The organism is Kitasatospora sp. NBC_00240 (genome assembly GCF_026342405.1).
Classification (GTDB): domain Bacteria; phylum Actinomycetota; class Actinomycetes; order Streptomycetales; family Streptomycetaceae; genus Kitasatospora.
Window position 1 is genome coordinate 9196182 of record NZ_JAPEMU010000001.1, and the last position, 17528, is coordinate 9213709.

Here is a 17528-nt window from a genome sequence, read left to right on the forward strand (position 1 = left end):
GGCCGCCCGGACTGCCGGCCGTCAGGACGCCCGTCGGCCGGACCGCGCCCCACCTCGTCCGTCGGCTCCTCCGTCAGCCGAGCGCCTCCCAGAGCGCGACGGTGTGCGGGGCGTCGGGCTCGGTCTCCTCCCAGCGCTCGGCCAGGGCGAGCACCCGCTCCAGGGCCTCCCGCAGGAGGGCTTCGGCCGGCCCGACGGGTGGCTGGTTCGGGTAGGAGGTGAACGGCAGGGGAGGGGCCGGCCGGGGCAGCGGCGGGGCCGCTCTGGGCACGAGATGCAGGGTGGGAGGCAGGGCGGCTGCCGGGTCGGACACCGGCTGGTGACCGGGTCGGGGTGTGGTGGTCATGCCGGCCCTCCGGTCGGACGTGGCTCGAATGTGCACATGGTGCCTCCCGCTCCTGGTCACGGCGGCCCGCCGGGACGGACCGCGGGGCGCACCGGAATGCACGTCCCACAGGAGGAGTCCGGACCTGGGGCGTGCCGATAACAGAAAATCGGCGGAGGACTTTTCCGGTCCCGCGCCGACCACCCCCTGCCATGCCAGGTGCCCGCCCCCGGCGACCGAACCTCGTCGGCGCCCCGGCGGTGTTACTGTCGCGCCATGTCAAAGACCGAGATCGACGCGCTGACCGCCGAGTTCTTCGGCGCCTTCGACAACCGGGGCGGCAGGACAGCCGACGTGGCCCGAATCCGCCGGCTGGTCATCCCAGGCGGCGTGATCGTCAAGACCGGCCCCGATTTCACGGTCTACACCGTCGACGAGTTCGTCGAGCCGCGCGAAGCCCTGCTCGCCGACGGCCGGCTGGTCGAGTTCGCCGAGTGGGAGACCACCGAGCGGACCGAGATCGTGGGCGACATCGCCTCCAGGGTCGGCGAGTACCGCAAATCCGGCATCGCCGACGGCCAACCGTTCGAGGGCGGCGGAACGAAGACCATCCAGTTCGTCCGCACCCCGGACGGCTGGCGGATCGCCGCATTCGCCTGGTTCGACCAGCCCTGACGGACGGCCCGGCCGGAGGGAGCCGTCGGAGCTGGGCGCGCCGGGCGTGCCTGTCATGTCGGGCACGGGGCCGCACTCAGGAAACCGGCCGTGCCGGTCGGTCGGCACCTGGCGCAGCGACCCGGCGTACCTGCGGACGGGTGGCGGCGTCCGGGAGAATCTCGCTGGGCCCGTCGGCCTCCTCGTGAGAGCCTCGGCACGATGAGCACTCATGACGAAGCCGGGGTGGGCGAACTCCTGCGGGAGCGCGGCTGGCGAACGGCGTTCACGGTCGCCGAGCGGGTGAGCGCGTGGGCGGGGCTGGTGGGCGAGGTCGAGCGCGGCTACCACGACGACATCGACGAGTACACCAACGACCTCTACTGCCGGAACTGGCTCCACGAGGCGTGGCTCCTGCTGCCCGACCACGTCGTGCAGCTCCGGACACCGCGGATCAAGACTCTCGACGACCGGTTCAGGGCGGCGACGATCGCCGACGACGGCTTGGCACTCGACCAGTTCCACGCCCGGCCCGGCCCCGACCTGTTGTGGTGGCGGCGCCACCCCCGCGTTCTCACCGGGAGGCTCGGTGAGTCCCTCCGCTCCGCCGGTGCGATCGGAACGGATCCGGCTACGACCTGACCCGAGCCGCCACCCTCCGGCCCGGTCGAGGCCTGCCGACTACCCTCCGAGCCGGGCGAGTTCGGCGGCTCGGCCGCGGCGGATGTCGGCGGCGAGCCGGCGGGTGGCCGGCTCCTTGCCCGCCGAGCTTTCGGAGTCGGCCAGCCGAACCGACTGCTCCAGGTACTCCCGCAGGTACGTGCTCACCAGGCGGTCGAAGGCCGCGCCGCTCTCCTGCTCGGCGGCGGCGAACTCGGCCGGGGTGGTCATGCCCGGCATGTCGTGGCCCTCGTGCGGGCGGGCCCGGTCGGCGCCGGCCTGCACGAGGAGTGCTTGCAGCCGGGCCAGTTCGGCCCCGTCGGCACCGGTGACGGCTGCCGCCAGCTCGCGCAGGTCCGGGGTGGAAGCCCTGGCCGCGACCAACTCGGCCAGCCGCAGAGCCTGTTCGGTCATCGGGGCGGCCAGCTGCAGCCACGCGACGTCCGTCGGGTTGAACGCGGACCCCGGCGTCGGCGCGGACGGCGTTGCCGAGGCCACGGCGACGGTGCCGGGCACCGCCGGGGACGCCGCGCCGGCCACGGCAGGCGGCCGCTGCGCCTCGGGGCCGGGCCCGGCGACGGCGGCGAGTGCGCCGCAGACGGCGAGCGAGGCCACCGCCGCGCCGACGAACGCTCTTCTCATCGGGAGCCCTCCCACAGTACGGCGATGGCCCGGGCGGGAGGGCAGTCCCGCCCGGGCCGGTGGACCGGGGGTTCGAGGCGTCACGGACGCCCGTCGGCCCCGCACTTCACGATCGGGTTGATGCAGTCGCGGACGCGCCGCTCCATCTCGGCGGCCGGCCAGACGTTGAAGAAGTCACCGTGCATCGTGTAGCCGGGCCCGGAGGCCAGCCGCAGCCGCGACGGGTCGCCGGTGACCGGGTAGCGCAGCACCTGGCGGAGCTTGGGCACCGGTACCGGGTGGGTGGCGGGGCAGGCGCCGCCCACGGGGTACGCCATGTGGCTCTTGTGGTCGGCCGAGTCGAGGTCCTTGCCGTTCCAGCACTGCGGGAAGTCCAGGTACGACTCCAGCATTGTGCCCGCCGGGCAGTTCACGAAGTTGTGCGACGGGTTGACCTCGCCGGCGTGCAGGCAGGACCAGCGCGAGATGGTGTTGTCGTCCGGCCCGGTCGCCTTGGCGTTGCCCGCGACGATGCGCAGACCGCGGGGGAGCGGCTGGGTGTTGGCGATGACGTCGTCCCGGACGCCTTCGCCGAGGTAGTAGAAGGTGGTCCCGGTCGGCTCGACCGGGACGTTGTCCGCGTACAGGGTGGGCACCCAGTAGGAGGAGACGTCGGTCGCCGGGTTGCAGGTACCGCCGGACGTCTCCAGCCGGCCCAGGTCGGAGAAGGCGTCGGTGGCGTTGTTGCCGAAGAAGCTGTGCATGTGCGAACCGCCGGGCAGGCCCGGCAGCACGATCGGGTCGTCCGGCAGGCGGTGGCTGTAGGGGCACTCGGCGAGGAACTCCGCGACCCGGACCGCCCCGGGCGGCACGGCCTGCGTTCCGGCCGTGCCGAAGACCTGGAACTCCCAGAGCGAGACGCCCCAGGCGGTGGCCCGCGCGGTGGCGAGCACCCGCACGTACCGGCCGGTGGCCGACAGGTCGAGGGTCTGCTGCCCGGCGGCACCGGCGGCGTTGCGGACGGTGACCCAGTTGGTGCCGTCGCCCGAGACCTGGAGCTGGTAGGAACTGGCGTACGCGGCCTCCCAGTTCAGGACGACGCGGTTGATCGCGGCGTTGGCGCCGAGGTCGATCCGGATCCACTGGTTGTCGGCGGCCGCGCTGGACCAGCGGGTCCCGCCGTTGCCGTCGACGGCGAGCCCGGCCGGGTAGGCCGCGTTCTCGACCGAGGACGCGGTGACGGGTTTGCCCTGCGAGAGGGGAGTGTCCACGGCCTGTGCCTGGCCGGTGGTACCGGTCAGCAGCGCCCCGGCGGTGACGGCGGCCGCGACCAGGCCGGTCAGCCGCCGGCGCAGCGTGCCGGGAGCGGAGTGCGAGCGGGCGCGCGAAGGGGGCCGCGGAACCGGAGAACGGAGGGGCGACCGCAAGGTGAAGGACCTCATGGCTTCCAATCGGGTGGGGGAAGGAGCCGGAAAGGTGCGGTGAGGGTGCGTGCCGGGCGCTCGGAATCCATGGGGGAGAGAGCGCTCTCCGAAGCTAGGAGGCCCTGCGGTCACTGTCAAGGCATCTTGCCGGTCCTCCGTCAACGCACCGACCCGCCGGTGCTGTTGTCGAAGGGTCGGGGGAGAGCGCTCCCGCCGAGGATGTCGACAGGATGGTTGGGAGAGCACCGCAGGTCCCGAACTCCGTTCGGAGCAGCCCTCCCTGGCAGATTCCCGGCCGAAGGGTCGGCGCCGGTCGGACGGCCCCACCGCGTCCGGTCCGGCCGGGTGGACGGCGGGGGCTGCGCCCGAACACCGGCTGTCCCGACCGTGCTGAGCGCTGCGAGAATGACCCGGTGATCCCGACCTTCTCCCAGAGCCCGATCGAAGTCCCCCGGATCGTCACCGAGTTCGCGGCCGGACGGCCCACGCTGCCCGTCTGGCGGAACGCCGTCGGCGGCCTGACCTTCCAGGTCGGTGAAGGGGATTCGCGGCAGTTCCTGAAGTGGACACCGGTCGGCAGCGGGATCGACCTGTCGGCCGAGGTGCAGCGGCTGCGTTGGGCGGCGGCCCACACCGTGGTGCCGCAGGTCCTGGACGAGGGCTCGGACGGATCGGGCGCCTGGATCGTCACCGCCGGCTTGCCCGGGCGGACGGCGGTGGACGACCACTGGAAGCGCGACCCCGACACCGCGGTGCGCGCGATCGGCACCGGCCTGCGGGCCCTGCACGACGAACTACCCGTTGCGCAATGCCCGTTCGACTGGTCCGCCGAGCGACGACTGGCGGCTGTGCGAACACGGGCGGCCGCCGGCCGGATCGACCCGGCCGACCGGCACGAGAGCATCCGCCCCTTCGGGACCGTGCCCCGTGCCCTCGACGTGCTGGCCGAGCCGCCGCCCGTCGACACACTCGTGGTCTGCCACGGCGACGCCTGCGCCCCCAACACCCTGATCGGCGACGACGGCACCTGCAGCGGACACGTCGACCTGGGCGCCCTCGGTCTCGCCGACCGCTGGGCCGACCTGGCCATCGCCACCTGGAGCACGCAGTGGAACTACGGCCCGGGCTGGGAGGAAGCACTCCTCGACGCCTACGGGGTCGAGCCGGACCCGGAGCGGACGCTGTACTACCGGCTGCTCCGGGAGCTCTCGGACTGAGGCCGCGCTCCGGCGCCGCCGTCCCCGCGTACCGGGAGGCACCGGCGGGCATCAGCCGCGGGCGGGCCCTGAGCTCGTACCGCACGCGTGGCGCGGGCCTCCGGCACCGAACGGGACCGCTACCCGGAGGAGTTCCCGAGCGCGGCCCGGGTCTCCGCGACCAGCACCCGCGCCCGGGCCACGGTCGCGGTCAGGGCCTCCACCGTGTCACCAGGCGCTCCCGACAGGGCACGGACGCGGGGGCCGAAGCAGGCCGGCGCGGACGGCAACGTCTCGGCGACGGCCAGCGCGCCCTTCTCGTTCAGGCACCAGCGCCGGGCTCCCGCGAACATCGCCTGCACCAGTACACCGACGGCCCTGGACAGGCACAGCGAGACGTACAGGGTGTCTGCCCGAGCCGCGCCCTTGGCCGCGGCGCCGACCAGGAACTCCGCCTCCCAGGCCGCCGAGATCAGCGACTCCCGCAACAGCGACGGGTAGCTCGCGGTCCGCCGTCGAAGGTCCGCCAGCTCTCCGGTGGGATCGGCCAGCACCTGACCGAGTGCCACCTCGCCCGGGTAGCAGGGCGACCAGAACCCGAGCGGATGCCCCGCCTGCACACCCACCTCGAACCGGCCCGCGCGGCAGTCCGCCCACACCTGCTCGACCCGGTCCAGGTCCCGGAGGATCCAGTCCACCGCGACGCCGTCGACCCGAAGCCACGCACCGCCGTTCACCCAGGGCCCCCAGCCGCCGGGCGCGGCCACATCCACCTCAGGCCCGGCCAGCGCGCGCAACGCGGCGAGATCGAGCTCCCCGCGGTAGTAGACACCGAGGTCCCAGTCCGACTCCGGCCGGTGCTCCCCACGGGCCCGGCTGCCACCGAGCAGCACCCCGATCACGCCCGGTACCGTGACCAGACGCTCTGCCATGTCCTCGATGATCGCCCGCACGGGGCGAGTCTGGCAGTCGGGAGCGTGTCGGACCATCGAATTCGCCGTGGACGTCCCGCTCAGGGCCGCCCGTCAATGTCCGAAGAGGGCAGTGGGGCGTACGTACGAGACCGACCGTGCCGTTGGCCTTGACCGTCCACTTCAGCGGGACGTTCTGGGCGCGCAGGATGCCGTCCGCGCTGGCCTCCTCCCACTTCGCCACCTCGCCGAGGTAGTCGGCCTGGACGTAGAAATTGCGGAGCTCGGTGGTCAGCTTGCCGTCCTCGGCGTCGAGCCGGGCGTCGATGTAGGCGCCGTAGAAGTCGGCGACCCGGGTCACGTTTGTCCGACGACGTGCCGCTGATCGTCCGCTGCAGGGTGGTGCCCGCCGTCGTCCCTCCGACGGTCGCCTGTGCCGCCGGGCCGAGCGCCGGCGGCAGCGCCACGGCGGCGACGATGCCGCCGATGCCGGCGATCAGAGTGGTGCGGCGGACGTGCTTGTGGGCGGTCGTGTTGCTGTTCATGAGTGTGCTCCCCGAGGTAGGTGGGTTCGGAAGTGCGTCGCCGGGTGCGGGTCGGCCCCTTCGCTCCTTGCGGTGCAGGGCGGTCTCCCGGCGACACCCGGAGCATCGGTGGCCCCGCGGTCCGGGCACGACGGACGGCGCTTCATCCGAGACGGTGGAACCGTCCCAGGCCTTCTGACCTCTCCTTATGGGAGTGCCTGGGATGCCGTCCTGGGACGCGAGCTAAGGGGAACCGGTGTCGTCCCAGGACGAGGTGGAGGAGTTCGCCGCGCTGCTGCGGCGTTTGAAGGCCCGTACGGACCGCAGCTACGCGGCACTCGCGCGCCGCCTGGACATGAACGCCTCTACACTGCACCGGTACTGCGCCGGGGAGGTGGTGCCGCTCAGCTTCGCAAGCGTGGAACGGTTCGCCGCGATGTGCGGGGCCGGTCCGGCCGAACGGATCGAGCTGCACCGGCGGTGGGTCCTGGCGGTGGCGGCACGCCAACGGTCCCGGACGGTGACCGAGTCCGTACCGGACGCCGCCGGAGCCCGCTCGGTCGACGGCGAGGAGCCCCCGGCCGACGGGGCGGACGGCGTGGACGGGGCCGACAGGGTGGCCGGGGCCGACGGCGTGGACGGGGCCGACGGGGTGGCCGAGCCCGTGCCCGCGGTGGCCGCCGACTCCGTTTTCACGACGGCCGCCGCGTCCGTGCCCGCCGCAGGGGCAGGCGCCTCGTCCAGCGTCTCGGCCGCTCCCGCGGCCGCTCCTCGGGAGGCCCCCGGGGAGAGCCACCCCGGCTCGTCGCGCCAGCACGAAGCAGTGTCGCGTCCTGCCCCGGGAAGGCCCTGGTACCGGCGCCGCCTCGCGGTCACCGTGGCGGTCGTGACCGCGCTGGTCGCCGCCCTGGGCAGCCTGTCGGCCCTGCCGTCCGGGCCCTCCTCGGCCGCCCGCGACGGCCAGGCGTCCGGCACGGCGGGCGCGAGGACGGCGGGCGCGGTGCCCGACTCCCCGGCACCGTCCGCGCCCGCCACGTCCGGCCCCGCCGCCCCGCCCCTCACCTGGACGGTGAATTCCCAGCTCTGGGCGACCGGTTGCGATCACGACTACGTCATCGACAAGGAACCCCAGCAGGTGCCCCCACCCCCGGCGCCGCAGGACGCGGCCCCGTGGGCGCGTTCACAGGGCGCTGTACACGGCGGTCAGACCATCGTGGACATCTCCGTGCAGGGGCTGACGGACGACGCCGTCGTCCTGGAGGCGCTGCGGGTCCGCGTCGTGGGACGGGCCGCCCCGGTGAAGGGCATCGTCTATGCCACCGGCCAGGGCTGCGGCGGCGACATGGATCCCCGCTCGTTCACCGTGGACCTGGACATCGACCGACCGATCGCCCGCCCGGCCCAGGGCGTGGCGGGCGGGACGAGCACCCCGGCGATTCGCATGCCCCTGCGGGTGTCCTCGAAGGATCCCGAGGTGCTGCTGGTCGACGCCCGGACCGTCGGCTGCGACTGCCGCTGGTACCTGGAGCTCGACTGGTCCTCGCTGGGCCGCACCGGCACCGAGCGCATCGACGACCAGGGCGTCCCGTTCCGCACCAGTGGCACCAAGGACCTGCCGCACTACTGGTATCCGGGTGGGGCCTGGACTCCGACCGGCTGAGCGGGGTCGATCGCGCGTCACCGGGCGTTTCGTCCCTGGTTCCGGTGATGGCGGGGTCGCGGCGGACGATCTCGACGTCCATACCCAGGGCTCCGTGTTCGACGACGGCGTTCCTGTAGCCATGTCGGCCCAGATCTTGCGAACGGTGGGGCGCTCGGCGGCGGCGACGGTCAGCAGTTGGACAGACCCGGCCGATCCCCGGGTGCAGAACCAACCCCGCCGACCGCGATGGTTGCCACCGCTGCCACCCGCGCCGGGACTCCACTGCGCCGACCCGGCCAGGCCCGGCGCCCGCCAAGAAGCGTTCCAGGCCGCCTTGGCCCACCTGTGCCCGCCGCGTCCGAGGAACGCGGCGGGCACGGCTGCGTCCGGCTCACGGGGACGCAGCCGAGTTGGCACCCTTGGCACGGGTTGGCCGGGCGTAGGCGCCCGCGACGGGTTCACCCGGTTGGGCCGGTTCGGTTGCCGCGGTTGCCGCGGTGGCTCCGGAAGCCGAACAGGACGCCCCCCAGGGCAAGTAGGAGCACCGCCAGCAGAAGACCGTTGCCTCCGGTCAGGCCGGTTACGTCGTCCTTGAGTCGGTCCCAGAAGCCCTGCTCCGGCACCTGGACAGCTCCACCCAGCCAGATCGAGCCGTCCTGTGCTGTGACCTGCCGGGTGGCGGAGTCCTGCGCGGCCCGGGCGACCTGCGGGTACCGGTGCCACAGGTCTGTCTCGGTGACACCGGTCAGTTGGACGTTGGTCAGGTCGGCGCCGCCGTAGACGTACCGGATGACGCGCCGGACGCCGCCGTCGGTGGACTCCCGGGTGATGTCGAACTCGTGGTCGCGGTAGGAGCGCACGTAGTCGTCGAAGACCTGCTTGGGGCGCCAGTCGCCGTCCAGCCGGGCCGGCCCCAGGTCTTGGGAGTCGATGATCCTGTCGAACGCGGTCCGGTGTCCCTGTTGGTGCCGCTCCCGGGTCCACTGCGCGATGATGCGCGCCATGAACGCGCGGCGCAGGGGGGCGTACTCCGGTGCGGTGTTGACCGCCTTGACCACCTCGGGCAGCACGAGGGTGCGCTCGAGTTCCTCGTTGTGGGCGTCGGTGGCCGGGTCGGCCTTGCACGTCTGGGAGTACGGGTCGTCGATGTGGTCCGACTTCGTCTTCACGTCGAGCAGCGCCTTGAGGATGTAGAGCGAGCCGCTGTCCTCGCGCACCTCGACCTGCCCGGGCACGATCCACATCCGGGAGGAAAAGCAGAGCGTGCCGTCCGCACCGGGCTGGAGCTGCTGCCAGTACTTCGCTCCCGTCGCCGAGTCGGGGTGCAGGATCTTCGCCTCGGTGCGCTTCATCTCCAGGTCGGCCTCCAGCATGGCCTTCCCCGCGTTGGTCTGTCCCAGGGCCGGATCGACGATGCGGTCCGGTTCGGTGGGGTTGAGGTTGACCCAGAACTTCTGCGGATCGAGCACCAGCCAGGTCCGCAGGTCGTCGCCCAGGTTCTTGACCACCCGCACCCCGAGGCTGTTGTCCTGTTGGTATTCCTCGGGCAGCGACTGCGCGGAGTACGCGTACTGCACCCCGTCCGAGCCGTCGGAGATGTAGCGCATCTCCAGCGTCGAGAAGTCCACGCCGCCGTATGTTGCGTCCGATGATGCGAGAGCCTGGTCGAGTGCCCCCGGCTGCGCGCTGCCGTCCTCCTCGGCGCAGGGATCGGCGGCCAGTTTCAGGGACATGGCTGTGACTGCCCTTCCGGTGCCGCCACGCATCGAGGAACAGTGGGTGGCCGGGCTGCCCGATACCGGCATGGCTGTCTTGGCCTGCTGCTGCTTCTCCTTGCTCTCGCGCCGAAGCTGGCTTTCGGCCTGGCTCATGGTGCCCTTTACCTGATTTGCCGACTCCTTCCTCTGCTGTTCGGTTCCGTAGCGCGCCGCGGACGCGAACCTCTCTTCGGGGATTTGTATGGTGGCCTTCAGGCAGGGCCCGCAACGGTCGCGGTCCGAGTAGATACCGACCAATTTCGCCAGCAGCTTTTCTTGGGCATCGTTCCGCAGGCCGAGTACCCCCGCAATGAGCGAAAGGACCCTCGGGATGACGATCTCGGAGTGCTCCACCTTCGGGTCGTTGACACCGGTGACCGCCAGCACCGGGCCGTCTCCCACGATGCCCAGCTTGTCGAAGAGCGCCTCATGGCCGTCGCGTTTCAGCATGCTGATTTCGCCGGTCCAGTCGGCCCACTTTTTTGGCGTCTCCTCGAAATTATCTTTGAACGACTCCACATGCGTCCTCTGGAAGCCGGTCAAGTCATACCAGAAAATGGCGAGATTACGGTTGCTGTCCCACATGTTCAGCCTTTTATGGGCCAGGACCCCTTCGCGGCCGATCGGGTTCGCCAAGAGCTCGCGCGCGTTGTCCGCGAACTCGCCCGCCACTTCGGACTGGCTGGGAGTCGGCGTGCCCACAGCAGCAGCAGCCGGGGACAACGGCAGGCCGGTGATCATCACGGCGATGGCCAGCACGGCAGCTCGCACCGCCCGGCTGGGTCGGCTCCACCGGCCCGTCCTCGGGCTCCGGACGCTACGGCGCGCCATGGCCGTGTCCGTTCTCCTGTGCGGTCACTCCCGTGGCGTCCAGGTAGGCGGCCAGAGTCGGATCCGGCTCCGGCCCCGCGGCCTGTTCGCCACGCCGGTAGGCGCGCTGCCCCGCCACGCCGAGGGCGCCTAGGACCAGCACGGCAACACCGCCGGCCCCGGCGAGCGACGTGCCGGTCGAGCAGGTCCGGTGGTGACGCAGATCGGCGATGTCCAGGGAGGGCTTGTAGCCGATGCTGACCATGCAGGCCGAGGCCGGCGGGGCCGACATCAGCGTGCTGCAGGCCAGCAGGGCGGCGGCCCCCGCCAACCGCGCGGCGACCAGGCGGGCCGTCATGATCCCACCACCGCGCGCACGTTCTTCAGCTGCAGTACCCGCGTTCGCAACTCGTCTCCCTGTGCTTCGAGGTCCGGATCGTTCTGCGCCCGCCAGCTCGCGAGGTCGAGCTGCGCGGTCTGCAGGCGGTGCAAGTGCAATGCCGTGCCGCGTCCGTGCCGGCGCCAGGTGCGCACCAGGGCCCACAGACGCAGGGTGGGCGAGATCAGGACGAGCTCCTCCGCCGGGGTGATGGCCAGGTGACCCGTCGCTGCCTCGGAGGCCGCGGCGGCCCGCAGAGTCACGGCGCGCTCACGCAGGCCGAGGACCAGAAGCATCACGGCCAGGGCGATGAAGGGCAGTTGGGGGAGCAGCCAGAGCAGCGGCGAGACAACCAGGGTGTCCAGCGCGCTACCGGTGTCCACCTGCCCTGCGAGCCGGCCGGAGAGCCATCCGGAGAGCGTCTCGGTCGCCGTCGCACCGCCGATCGCCGCCACCAGGGCCGCCGAGGCGACCAGCACGCGCCGCTGCGACCGGGCCGCGAGCGTGAGCCCGGCTCCTACTACCGCGCCGAAGGCGACCTGTCCGCCGAGCAGCCCGATCGACTGCCGGATCCAGTACTCGAAGCCGCCGGTCGTCCCCAGGATGGAGCCGAAAGAACCGTAGATCTTGATGAACAGGATGCTCTCCACGAAGCTGTACCCCAGCCCGACCGCGGCGCCGAGGGTCAGTCCGGTCACGGTGTCGGTGATGCGGTGGCGGAACAGCAGCAGGAGCATCAGGACGCCGGCCGCGACGACAAGTGCGTTCACCACTCCGAGGTGGACGATCACCAGGTCGATGGTGCGGTACATGCTCCGGAGGAACTGGCTCAGGTCCAGGTCGCCGCCGGCGGGGTGCAGGTAGTCCTTGGGGATCATGTAGCCGCTGATGGTGGCGAACGCGAGGCCGGTGTAGGCGCGGCCCAGGCCGAAGACGATCAGCGCGCCCCAGCCGAACGCGGCGAGCAGCGCCGCGAGCGGCACCCGGGCGAAGCGCACTCCGCTGCGCAGCAGGAGCAGCACGAACGCGGTGCTGGGCAGGCAGGCCAGCGTCAGCGGGAAGTACTCGACCACGACCACCAGAGGGATCAGCCCGAAGGGCAACAGCAGGAGTCCCAGGGTCACCCAGGTCAGCAGCGCCGCCCGCCGGTCGGGCTGACGTGTGACGGCGACGAAGAGCTGAATCAGGACGCCCGCCGCGATGCCCGCCAACACGGTCCAGAAGACGGCGCTCGGCATCGCCATCAGTTTCTCGAACGAATCGGAGAAACCGGGCATTTCGGTGAGGTCGGACGGCATCTTGTAGAAGATCGACAGGGAGGGCTCGTCGGGCAGCAGCCGGGGGCGGGTCAGATTCCCCACCAACTCGACCAGGTACAGGGCGATGGCACCCCGGGCAATCAGCAACGCGCTCGCGGTGACCGCCCGGTCGTTCCGGAGGACCTGGAACACCTGTCCTTTCACGAGCCACCTCCCGGGAAGCCGGGCAGGCTGGGGAATGTCGTGGGAAGCCCGGGGAAGCGCGTCGGGAAACCGGACGGGAGGCCGGTCGGGAAGGACGTCGGCAGGCCGGTCGGGAAGCCGGACGGGAGGCCGGTCGGGAAGGACGTCGGCAGCGGGGGCAGCTTCGGCAGTTGGGGGACGCTCACATCGTTGGCCCCTGAGAAGTTGACCACCAGCGAGGCGGCCAGGAGCACCGCCCCGAGGATCCCCCCGCCCAGCAGCACCCGGATCTGACGACCGGGCGGGCCGCCTGGATCGGCCTCGGGGGCGGGTTTGCGCCGCAGTTCGGTCACACTTGACTCCACTCACCTGGGCAGCGCGCAGCGCATCCCTGCACGTCGCCGCGAACACGTCAAAAGGACGCTATCGAAAGGCTGCTGGACCCGCCGCGAAACGGAGAAAGCCAACACTTCGAGACCGCAGGCGCCGAGGGCGGTGGCGAGTGCCGAGCGCATGGCGTCCTCGACGGATTCGCGCAGGTTTCACCGCCCGGGGCGGTGGGGTGGAAAGCCGTTCGCCCGAGTGGTGGATAGGAGGGCATGATCGGGCGGTGGATCTGCCTCCCCTGCTGGCCGCCGTCGAGCGCGGCGACGACACCTCGGTCTTCGAGTTTCTGGAGGATGTGAGGAGCGACGAGTTCACCGGCGACGACGGCATCACCCTGCTGGCTGCCGCCGCGTACGCCGGGCGCGGCGACGTCGCCTGGGAACTTGTCGTCCGGTGGGAGGTCGACCCGACCCGGCCCTGGGCCGGAGGCATCGACCCCGTCACGTGGGCCGCCGCGAATGGCGCGTACTGGGTCCTGAACGCGCTGCTGTCTCCCGACCGCGACCCGCTGGGTGTCGACAGTGCGCACCGCCGCGCGCTGCGGGTGGCGCGGGCGGCCCTCGAGTCCGGGGGCGGTGCCGGGGTCGTGCCGCCCCCGGCGCACCGGGCGGTCATCACCTACCTGGAGGCGAAGCTCGGCGTCCACCGCATGCCGGACGAGCTGATGGCCCGCGCCCTGGTCCATGCGGACCCCGAGCACGACGACTGGTTCGAGTCGCTGTGTCGGATCGCCGAGCCGGAGAGCCAGGAGAGGTTCGACTGGGCCCGGGCGGTCGTAGCGGACGCCGAGGACGCCGGCGAGCTGGACCGCAGGCGCTTCGCGTTCGCCGTGATCAACTTCCTCGGCTTCGGTCTCAACCCCCACAACAGCAACGACGCGCCGCCGTTCACCCGGGATGCCGTCGAGCTCCTCCGGCCCCGGCTGGACACCGAGCAGGACCCGTACGCTCTGCGCGCCGTCGTCGCGGCCTTCACCGGCTACTGCTCCCGCGAGGAGCTCCCGGCGGTCCTGGCCCACGCCGACCACCCCGACCCGGGCGTCCGCCAATGCGTCGCCCTGGCGTTCCCCGGTCTCCTGGCCGACCGCCCCGACGCGCTCGCCGCCGTGCTGCGCCTGGCCGACGACCCCGACCCCGTCACCCGGACCAGCGCGCTCTACCGTCTCACCTGCTCACCCGTGGACGTCCCCGCCCTGCGCACCGTGCTGGCGGCGCACCTCACCGACACCCACTTCGACGCCCGCCTCGAAGCCGCCGTCGCCTTGGCCCTGCGCGGCGACGAACGCGGCGCGGCGGTCATCGAGGAGATCCGCCGGGGCATCAAGAACCGCAGCAGCCGCGGCGCGGGCCGCCTCGAAGACCTCCACCACCAGCTCCGCGCCCACACGGCGGGCATGTGATCGCACGGCCCGGGCCGGTGATGTAGGTGGGGATGCCGGAGAGCGCAGAGCAGGTCCCGCCCCCGCGGCCGGTTGCGACCGGCCCCTGCGACCGGGGCGGCGGCTCGTTCGCGGCCTGTGCGGCGGAGGCGTCGGGACGGCTGTTCGTCGTTCGTCCGGTGGTGGTACGGGTCAGGCGGTGGGGTTGTCGGGGGCGTGGGTGATGATCTCGTACAGGCCTGGGGCCACCTTGCGGAAGCGGCCGCCGGCCGCCTGGGCCAGGCGGGCGCGTTGCACGTCCGTGCGGTCGATGGCGAGGCCTGGGGGGATGTCCACGAAGTCGTGGACCAGTGTGGCGTCCTCGGGGGTCAGTGCACTGTCGGGCATCCGTCCACCTCCGTCCGACGGGGATCTGCTCTTCCAGTGTCCGCAACTGCTCCGCCCGTTTCCCGGTGCAGCGGTCCCGCAGCGATTCCCCGGCGGTCGGCGGGCCGGCCGGGCAGTGGCGCTGGTGACGGCCACGCGGTTGGCATTCGGGCCCCCGGAACGGCGGCCGGGACGAGCGTCCCCGCACCGCCCGTCCGGCACGGGTCTCGGGTACCCGGATCCGCGCCGCCCCTCGGGTCGTCCGGCCTCGGTCGTCGCCTTCAGGACCTTGCGACCGCGTCGTCCTGCCCCTCCGGCTGCCCGCTGAAGAAGTCGATGAAGCTCTGCGGTGCGCGCTCGCCGAGGCAGAGGTCGAGGATCTCGTGGGCGTCCGCGTAGAAGGCCTCGCTGCGCGGGAAGAGCTCCTTCTCGTAGGCGGTTAGCGCCGCCTCGACGTCGTCGGGGTGCCGGGCGATGGCCTTGCCGAGTTCGGCGCCGTCGAACATCGCCAGGTTGGCGCCGTCGCCGGACGGCGGCATCAGGTGCGCGGCGTCGCCGAGCAGCGTCACGCCGGGTGCCCGGTCCCAGCGGTGTCCGTCCGGGAGGGTGTGGATCATGCGCGCCACCGGGGCGGTCTCGCCGTCGGTGATCAGCGCGGTGAGGTGCGGCGCCCACCCGTCGAACTCGGCCGCGACCCGGGCGCTCGCGGCGGCGGCGTCCGTGAAGTCGGTGGCGGCGATCCACTCGGCCGGACGGTTCAGCTCGACGTAGGTGTGCAGGATCCCGCCCGCCTCGCGGTGGGCGACGATCCCCTTGCCGGGGGCGAGCGCGTACATGGCTCCCTGGCCGACCAGCGCGGCCGTCGCGGGGTGCCGTTCGTCGACGTCGTGCAGGTAGGTCTCGACGAACGTCGTGCCGGTGTAGACGGGCCGGGCGTCGGAGAGCAGCGGCCGGACCTTGGACCAGGCGCCGTCCGCGCCGACCAGGATGCCGCTGGTCACGGTCGAGCCGTCGGCGAAGGTCAGCTCGTGCCGGCCGTCGCCGAGCGGCCGGACGTCGGTGACCTTGCTGCCCCAGCGGACCGTTCCCTCGGGCAGGGAGTCGAGCAGGATCCGGCGCAGGTCGCCGCGGAGCACCTCGGGGCGTGCCGCGGTGCCGTCGGAGGGGATGTCCAGCAGCAGCGCGCCGTGCTGGTCGAGCACCCGGGCGGCGTCGGCGCCCTCGTGGATGATCGCGCGGAACTCGTCGGTGAGGCCGGCGTCCGCGAGGGCGCGTTGTCCGTCCTCCTCGTGGATGTCGAGCTGGCCGCCCTGGGTGCGGGACTCGGCGGAGGGGTCGGCCTCGTGGACGGTGGCGGGGATGCCGTGGACGTGCAGGACGCGCGCGAGGGTGAGGCCGCCGAGGCCGGCGCCGATGATCGTGACCGGAGTCGTCATGGTGTTCCCTTCGAAGCAGTGATGGAACGCTGTTCCATTCCCATGTTGGAACGGCGATCCATTCATGTCAAACTGTGTGCATGGCGATCAAGAAGCAGCGGGCCGTACGGCGCACCGACGCGCTGTCGAAGGAACGGATCGTGGAGGCCGCGATCGAGATCCTCGACTCCCACGGCGAGGGCGCGCTGACCTTCCGCGCGCTCGCGGCCCACCTGGCCACCGGAAGCGGGGCGATCTACTGGCACGTCGCCGACAAGGACGACCTGCTGGCGGCGGCCACCAACGACGTGATCGCCCGGGTCATGGCGGACCTGGCCGGTGGTGCGCGCCCGCGGGAGGCGATCCGGGCCCTCGCGGTCGGGCTCTTCGACGCGATCGACGCCCACCCCTGGGTCGGCAGCCAGCTCTCCCGCGCGCCGTGGCTGGCCGCGATTCCGCAGATCTTCGAGGGTTTCGGCAGCCGGTTGGAGGAACTCGGCGTGCCCGAGGACGCGCAGTTCGACGCCACGTCCACGCTCGTGATCCATGTCCTCGGCGTCGCAGGACAGAACGCCGCCAACGCCCGCCTGCTCGCGCACCGGACCGATCGGACGGCCTTTCTGGACGAGATCGCCCGACAGTGGGCCCAGCTCGATCCTGCCCGGTACCCGTTCGTGCACCGGGTGGCGGCGCAGTTGCCCGAGCACGACGACCGGGAGCAGTTCCTGGCCGGCATCGACCTCATCCTGACCGGCATCGAGGCCGCCCGCCCAGGTCCGTCCCCGCGGACCTGACCCGAACCCGAGCGGGTCGGGTGACGGCCCCGAACGCGGGCGGGCGCGCTCAGGGCTGGCAGTCTCGTTCGGGGCGGCCGGAGGGGGCCGGGCATGGCGAGGGGCCCGTCCCCTCGAGGTGAGGGACGGGCCCCGCCGGCGGCCGTGCCAGGTGGAACACCCGGACGGGACCGCGGCTTCGCCGCCGGAGCGTCAGTTGTCCTGCGTCGCGTCGGAGTCGGCCTGGGCGGCGGCGCTCTCCGCGGCGTCCACCTTCTGCTGCATCTGCTGGACCTGGCCGTCGTCCGCGGTCGCCGCGGCCTTCCCGGGCGACTTCGCGCTCGGTCCGCAGCCGGTCAGCAGCAGGGCGGCGGCCACGGCGAGCACCGCTGCGGCGGCGCCGACGCGGTGGCCCACGGGGCGGCGGCTCACTTGCTCGCCGCCGGCGAGGGCTGGGCGGCGCACCAGGTGGCGACCGACTTCAGGTCGGCCTGGCGGGTCTGCAGCGCCGGCAGCAGGGTCTTGCGGAACGTCAGCCGGTCGTTGAGGTAGGTGTACATCTCGGTGTGCCCGGCGACCTTGGCGTCCGTCACCCGCTGCTGCAGGCGGGCCACCGAGCCGGCGACGGTGGCGTCGCCGTTGAGCCGCCGGACGGCCTTGTCGACGCGCTCCTGGGTCGTCGGCAGGCGTTTGCAGACCGACTTCGCGCCGTCGCTCCTGGGCGCGGAATCGGCCTGTGCGGGGACGGCGGCGAGCAGCGTGCCTGCGAGAGCGAGTGCGCCGACGGCGGCGGCCTTGCGGTTCATCTGCAGGCCGGTTCTCCTCCGGTACCGGGGTGATCGGATGCGGGGAGCGTAGGACGGC

The 17528-nt window shown here is 72.3% G+C and carries 18 protein-coding genes; 6 read left to right on the forward strand and 12 right to left on the reverse strand.

All coding sequences use genetic code 11. The features are described 5' to 3' along the window. Nucleotides 1-73: 73 nt before the first annotated feature. Nucleotides 74-346 (reverse strand): hypothetical protein, encoded by a 273-nt coding sequence (locus tag OG689_RS39050; RefSeq protein WP_266326480.1) that lies wholly within the window; start codon nucleotides 344-346, stop codon nucleotides 74-76. 255 nt (nucleotides 347-601) lie between these two features. Here OG689_RS39050 and OG689_RS39055 point away from each other — a divergent pair, with 255 nt between their 5' ends. Further along, on the forward strand, nucleotides 602-1000 hold the full coding sequence (locus tag OG689_RS39055; protein ID WP_266326482.1) for a nuclear transport factor 2 family protein: 399 nt from the start codon (nucleotides 602-604) through the stop codon (nucleotides 998-1000). A gap of 201 nt (nucleotides 1001-1201) precedes the next feature. Then, entirely contained in the window at nucleotides 1202-1621 is a 420-nt protein-coding gene (locus tag OG689_RS39060; RefSeq protein ID WP_266326484.1) for a hypothetical protein, read from the forward strand. A 39-nt stretch (nucleotides 1622-1660) separates the two neighbouring features. On the opposite strand, the gene OG689_RS39065 is transcribed toward OG689_RS39060, so the two are convergent. Both OG689_RS39065 and OG689_RS39070 read right to left on the reverse strand, forming a co-directional pair. Then, entirely contained in the window at nucleotides 1661-2281 is a 621-nt protein-coding gene (locus tag OG689_RS39065; RefSeq protein WP_266326486.1) for a DUF305 domain-containing protein, read from the reverse strand. Nucleotides 2282-2361: 80 nt separating this feature from the next. Then, entirely contained in the window at nucleotides 2362-3702 is a 1341-nt protein-coding gene (locus OG689_RS39070) for a DUF1996 domain-containing protein (protein WP_266326488.1), read from the reverse strand. Nucleotides 3703-4097: 395 nt separating this feature from the next. On the opposite strand from OG689_RS39070, the gene OG689_RS39075 reads away from it, so the two are divergent. Further along, nucleotides 4098-4901, forward strand: coding sequence for an aminoglycoside 3'-phosphotransferase (locus tag OG689_RS39075; protein WP_266326490.1), 804 nt, complete (start codon nucleotides 4098-4100; stop codon nucleotides 4899-4901). Between the two features lie 119 nt (nucleotides 4902-5020). Here OG689_RS39075 and OG689_RS39080 read toward each other — a convergent pair whose 3' ends face one another. Then, nucleotides 5021-5812, reverse strand: a complete 792-nt coding sequence (locus OG689_RS39080) for a nucleotidyltransferase domain-containing protein (RefSeq protein WP_266326492.1) — start codon at nucleotides 5810-5812, stop codon at nucleotides 5021-5023. Nucleotides 5813-6571: 759 nt separating this feature from the next. Here OG689_RS39080 and OG689_RS39085 point away from each other — a divergent pair. Further along, nucleotides 6572-7975, forward strand: coding sequence for a helix-turn-helix transcriptional regulator (locus OG689_RS39085; protein WP_266326494.1), 1404 nt, complete (start codon nucleotides 6572-6574; stop codon nucleotides 7973-7975). 440 nt (nucleotides 7976-8415) lie between these two features. Here the strand turns inward: OG689_RS39085 and OG689_RS39090 are convergent, their stop codons facing one another. The 4 genes from OG689_RS39090 to OG689_RS39105 are packed head-to-tail and all read right to left on the reverse strand — an operon-like array spanning nucleotide 8416 to nucleotide 12698. Further along, nucleotides 8416-10473, reverse strand: a complete 2058-nt coding sequence (locus OG689_RS39090; RefSeq protein ID WP_266326496.1) for a hypothetical protein — start codon at nucleotides 10471-10473, stop codon at nucleotides 8416-8418. 58 nt (nucleotides 10474-10531) lie between these two features. Next, complete coding sequence (locus OG689_RS39095; protein WP_266326498.1) at nucleotides 10532-10882, reverse strand: hypothetical protein; 351 nt, start codon at nucleotides 10880-10882, stop codon at nucleotides 10532-10534. Continuing rightward, a complete protein-coding gene (locus OG689_RS39100; RefSeq protein WP_266326500.1) occupies nucleotides 10879-12354 on the reverse strand; it encodes a PrsW family glutamic-type intramembrane protease in 1476 nt (491 codons plus the stop codon). The genes OG689_RS39095 and OG689_RS39100 overlap by 4 nt, the downstream gene beginning before the upstream one ends. A gap of 8 nt (nucleotides 12355-12362) precedes the next feature. Beyond that, nucleotides 12363-12698 (reverse strand): hypothetical protein, encoded by a 336-nt coding sequence (locus OG689_RS39105; protein WP_266326502.1) that lies wholly within the window; start codon nucleotides 12696-12698, stop codon nucleotides 12363-12365. A gap of 257 nt (nucleotides 12699-12955) precedes the next feature. Between OG689_RS39105 and OG689_RS39110 the strand changes: the two genes are divergently transcribed. Further along, nucleotides 12956-14131, forward strand: coding sequence for a HEAT repeat domain-containing protein (locus tag OG689_RS39110; RefSeq protein ID WP_266326504.1), 1176 nt, complete (start codon nucleotides 12956-12958; stop codon nucleotides 14129-14131). A 171-nt stretch (nucleotides 14132-14302) separates the two neighbouring features. Here the strand turns inward: OG689_RS39110 and OG689_RS39115 are convergent, their stop codons facing one another. Continuing rightward, entirely contained in the window at nucleotides 14303-14497 is a 195-nt protein-coding gene (locus OG689_RS39115; RefSeq protein ID WP_266326506.1) for a hypothetical protein, read from the reverse strand. A 260-nt stretch (nucleotides 14498-14757) separates the two neighbouring features. Continuing rightward, on the reverse strand, nucleotides 14758-15912 hold the full coding sequence (locus OG689_RS39120; RefSeq protein ID WP_266326508.1) for an NAD(P)/FAD-dependent oxidoreductase: 1155 nt from the start codon (nucleotides 15910-15912) through the stop codon (nucleotides 14758-14760). Between the two features lie 80 nt (nucleotides 15913-15992). Between OG689_RS39120 and OG689_RS39125 the strand changes: the two genes are divergently transcribed. Beyond that, complete coding sequence (locus OG689_RS39125) at nucleotides 15993-16685, forward strand: TetR/AcrR family transcriptional regulator (protein ID WP_266326510.1); 693 nt, start codon at nucleotides 15993-15995, stop codon at nucleotides 16683-16685. A gap of 192 nt (nucleotides 16686-16877) precedes the next feature. Here the strand turns inward: OG689_RS39125 and OG689_RS39130 are convergent, their stop codons facing one another. Next, nucleotides 16878-17096, reverse strand: coding sequence for a hypothetical protein (locus OG689_RS39130; RefSeq protein WP_266326512.1), 219 nt, complete (start codon nucleotides 17094-17096; stop codon nucleotides 16878-16880). Continuing rightward, nucleotides 17093-17470, reverse strand: a complete 378-nt coding sequence (locus OG689_RS39135) for a hypothetical protein (protein WP_266326514.1) — start codon at nucleotides 17468-17470, stop codon at nucleotides 17093-17095. The genes OG689_RS39130 and OG689_RS39135 overlap by 4 nt, the downstream gene beginning before the upstream one ends. Nucleotides 17471-17528: the final 58 nt, after the last annotated feature.

What these genes read in the sequence shown, in the direction of transcription:
- OG689_RS39065 (WP_266326486.1), bottom strand. Translation starts at nt 2,281, where the DNA reads ATGAGAAGAGCGTTCGTCGGCGCGGCGGTGGCCTCGCTCGCCGTCTGC.
- OG689_RS39060 (WP_266326484.1), top strand. Translation starts at nt 1,202, where the DNA reads ATGAGCACTCATGACGAAGCCGGGGTGGGCGAACTCCTGCGGGAGCGC.
- OG689_RS39125 (WP_266326510.1), top strand. Translation starts at nt 15,993, where the DNA reads ATGGCGATCAAGAAGCAGCGGGCCGTACGGCGCACCGACGCGCTGTCG.
- OG689_RS39055 (WP_266326482.1), top strand. Translation starts at nt 602, where the DNA reads ATGTCAAAGACCGAGATCGACGCGCTGACCGCCGAGTTCTTCGGCGCC.
- OG689_RS39095 (WP_266326498.1), bottom strand. Translation starts at nt 10,882, where the DNA reads ATGACGGCCCGCCTGGTCGCCGCGCGGTTGGCGGGGGCCGCCGCCCTG.
- OG689_RS39115 (WP_266326506.1), bottom strand. Translation starts at nt 14,497, where the DNA reads ATGCCCGACAGTGCACTGACCCCCGAGGACGCCACACTGGTCCACGAC.
- OG689_RS39120 (WP_266326508.1), bottom strand. Translation starts at nt 15,912, where the DNA reads ATGACGACTCCGGTCACGATCATCGGCGCCGGCCTCGGCGGCCTCACC.
- OG689_RS39080 (WP_266326492.1), bottom strand. Translation starts at nt 5,812, where the DNA reads ATGGCAGAGCGTCTGGTCACGGTACCGGGCGTGATCGGGGTGCTGCTC.
- OG689_RS39135 (WP_266326514.1), bottom strand. Translation starts at nt 17,470, where the DNA reads ATGAACCGCAAGGCCGCCGCCGTCGGCGCACTCGCTCTCGCAGGCACG.
- OG689_RS39050 (WP_266326480.1), bottom strand. Translation starts at nt 346, where the DNA reads ATGACCACCACACCCCGACCCGGTCACCAGCCGGTGTCCGACCCGGCA.
- OG689_RS39070 (WP_266326488.1), bottom strand. Translation starts at nt 3,702, where the DNA reads ATGAGGTCCTTCACCTTGCGGTCGCCCCTCCGTTCTCCGGTTCCGCGG.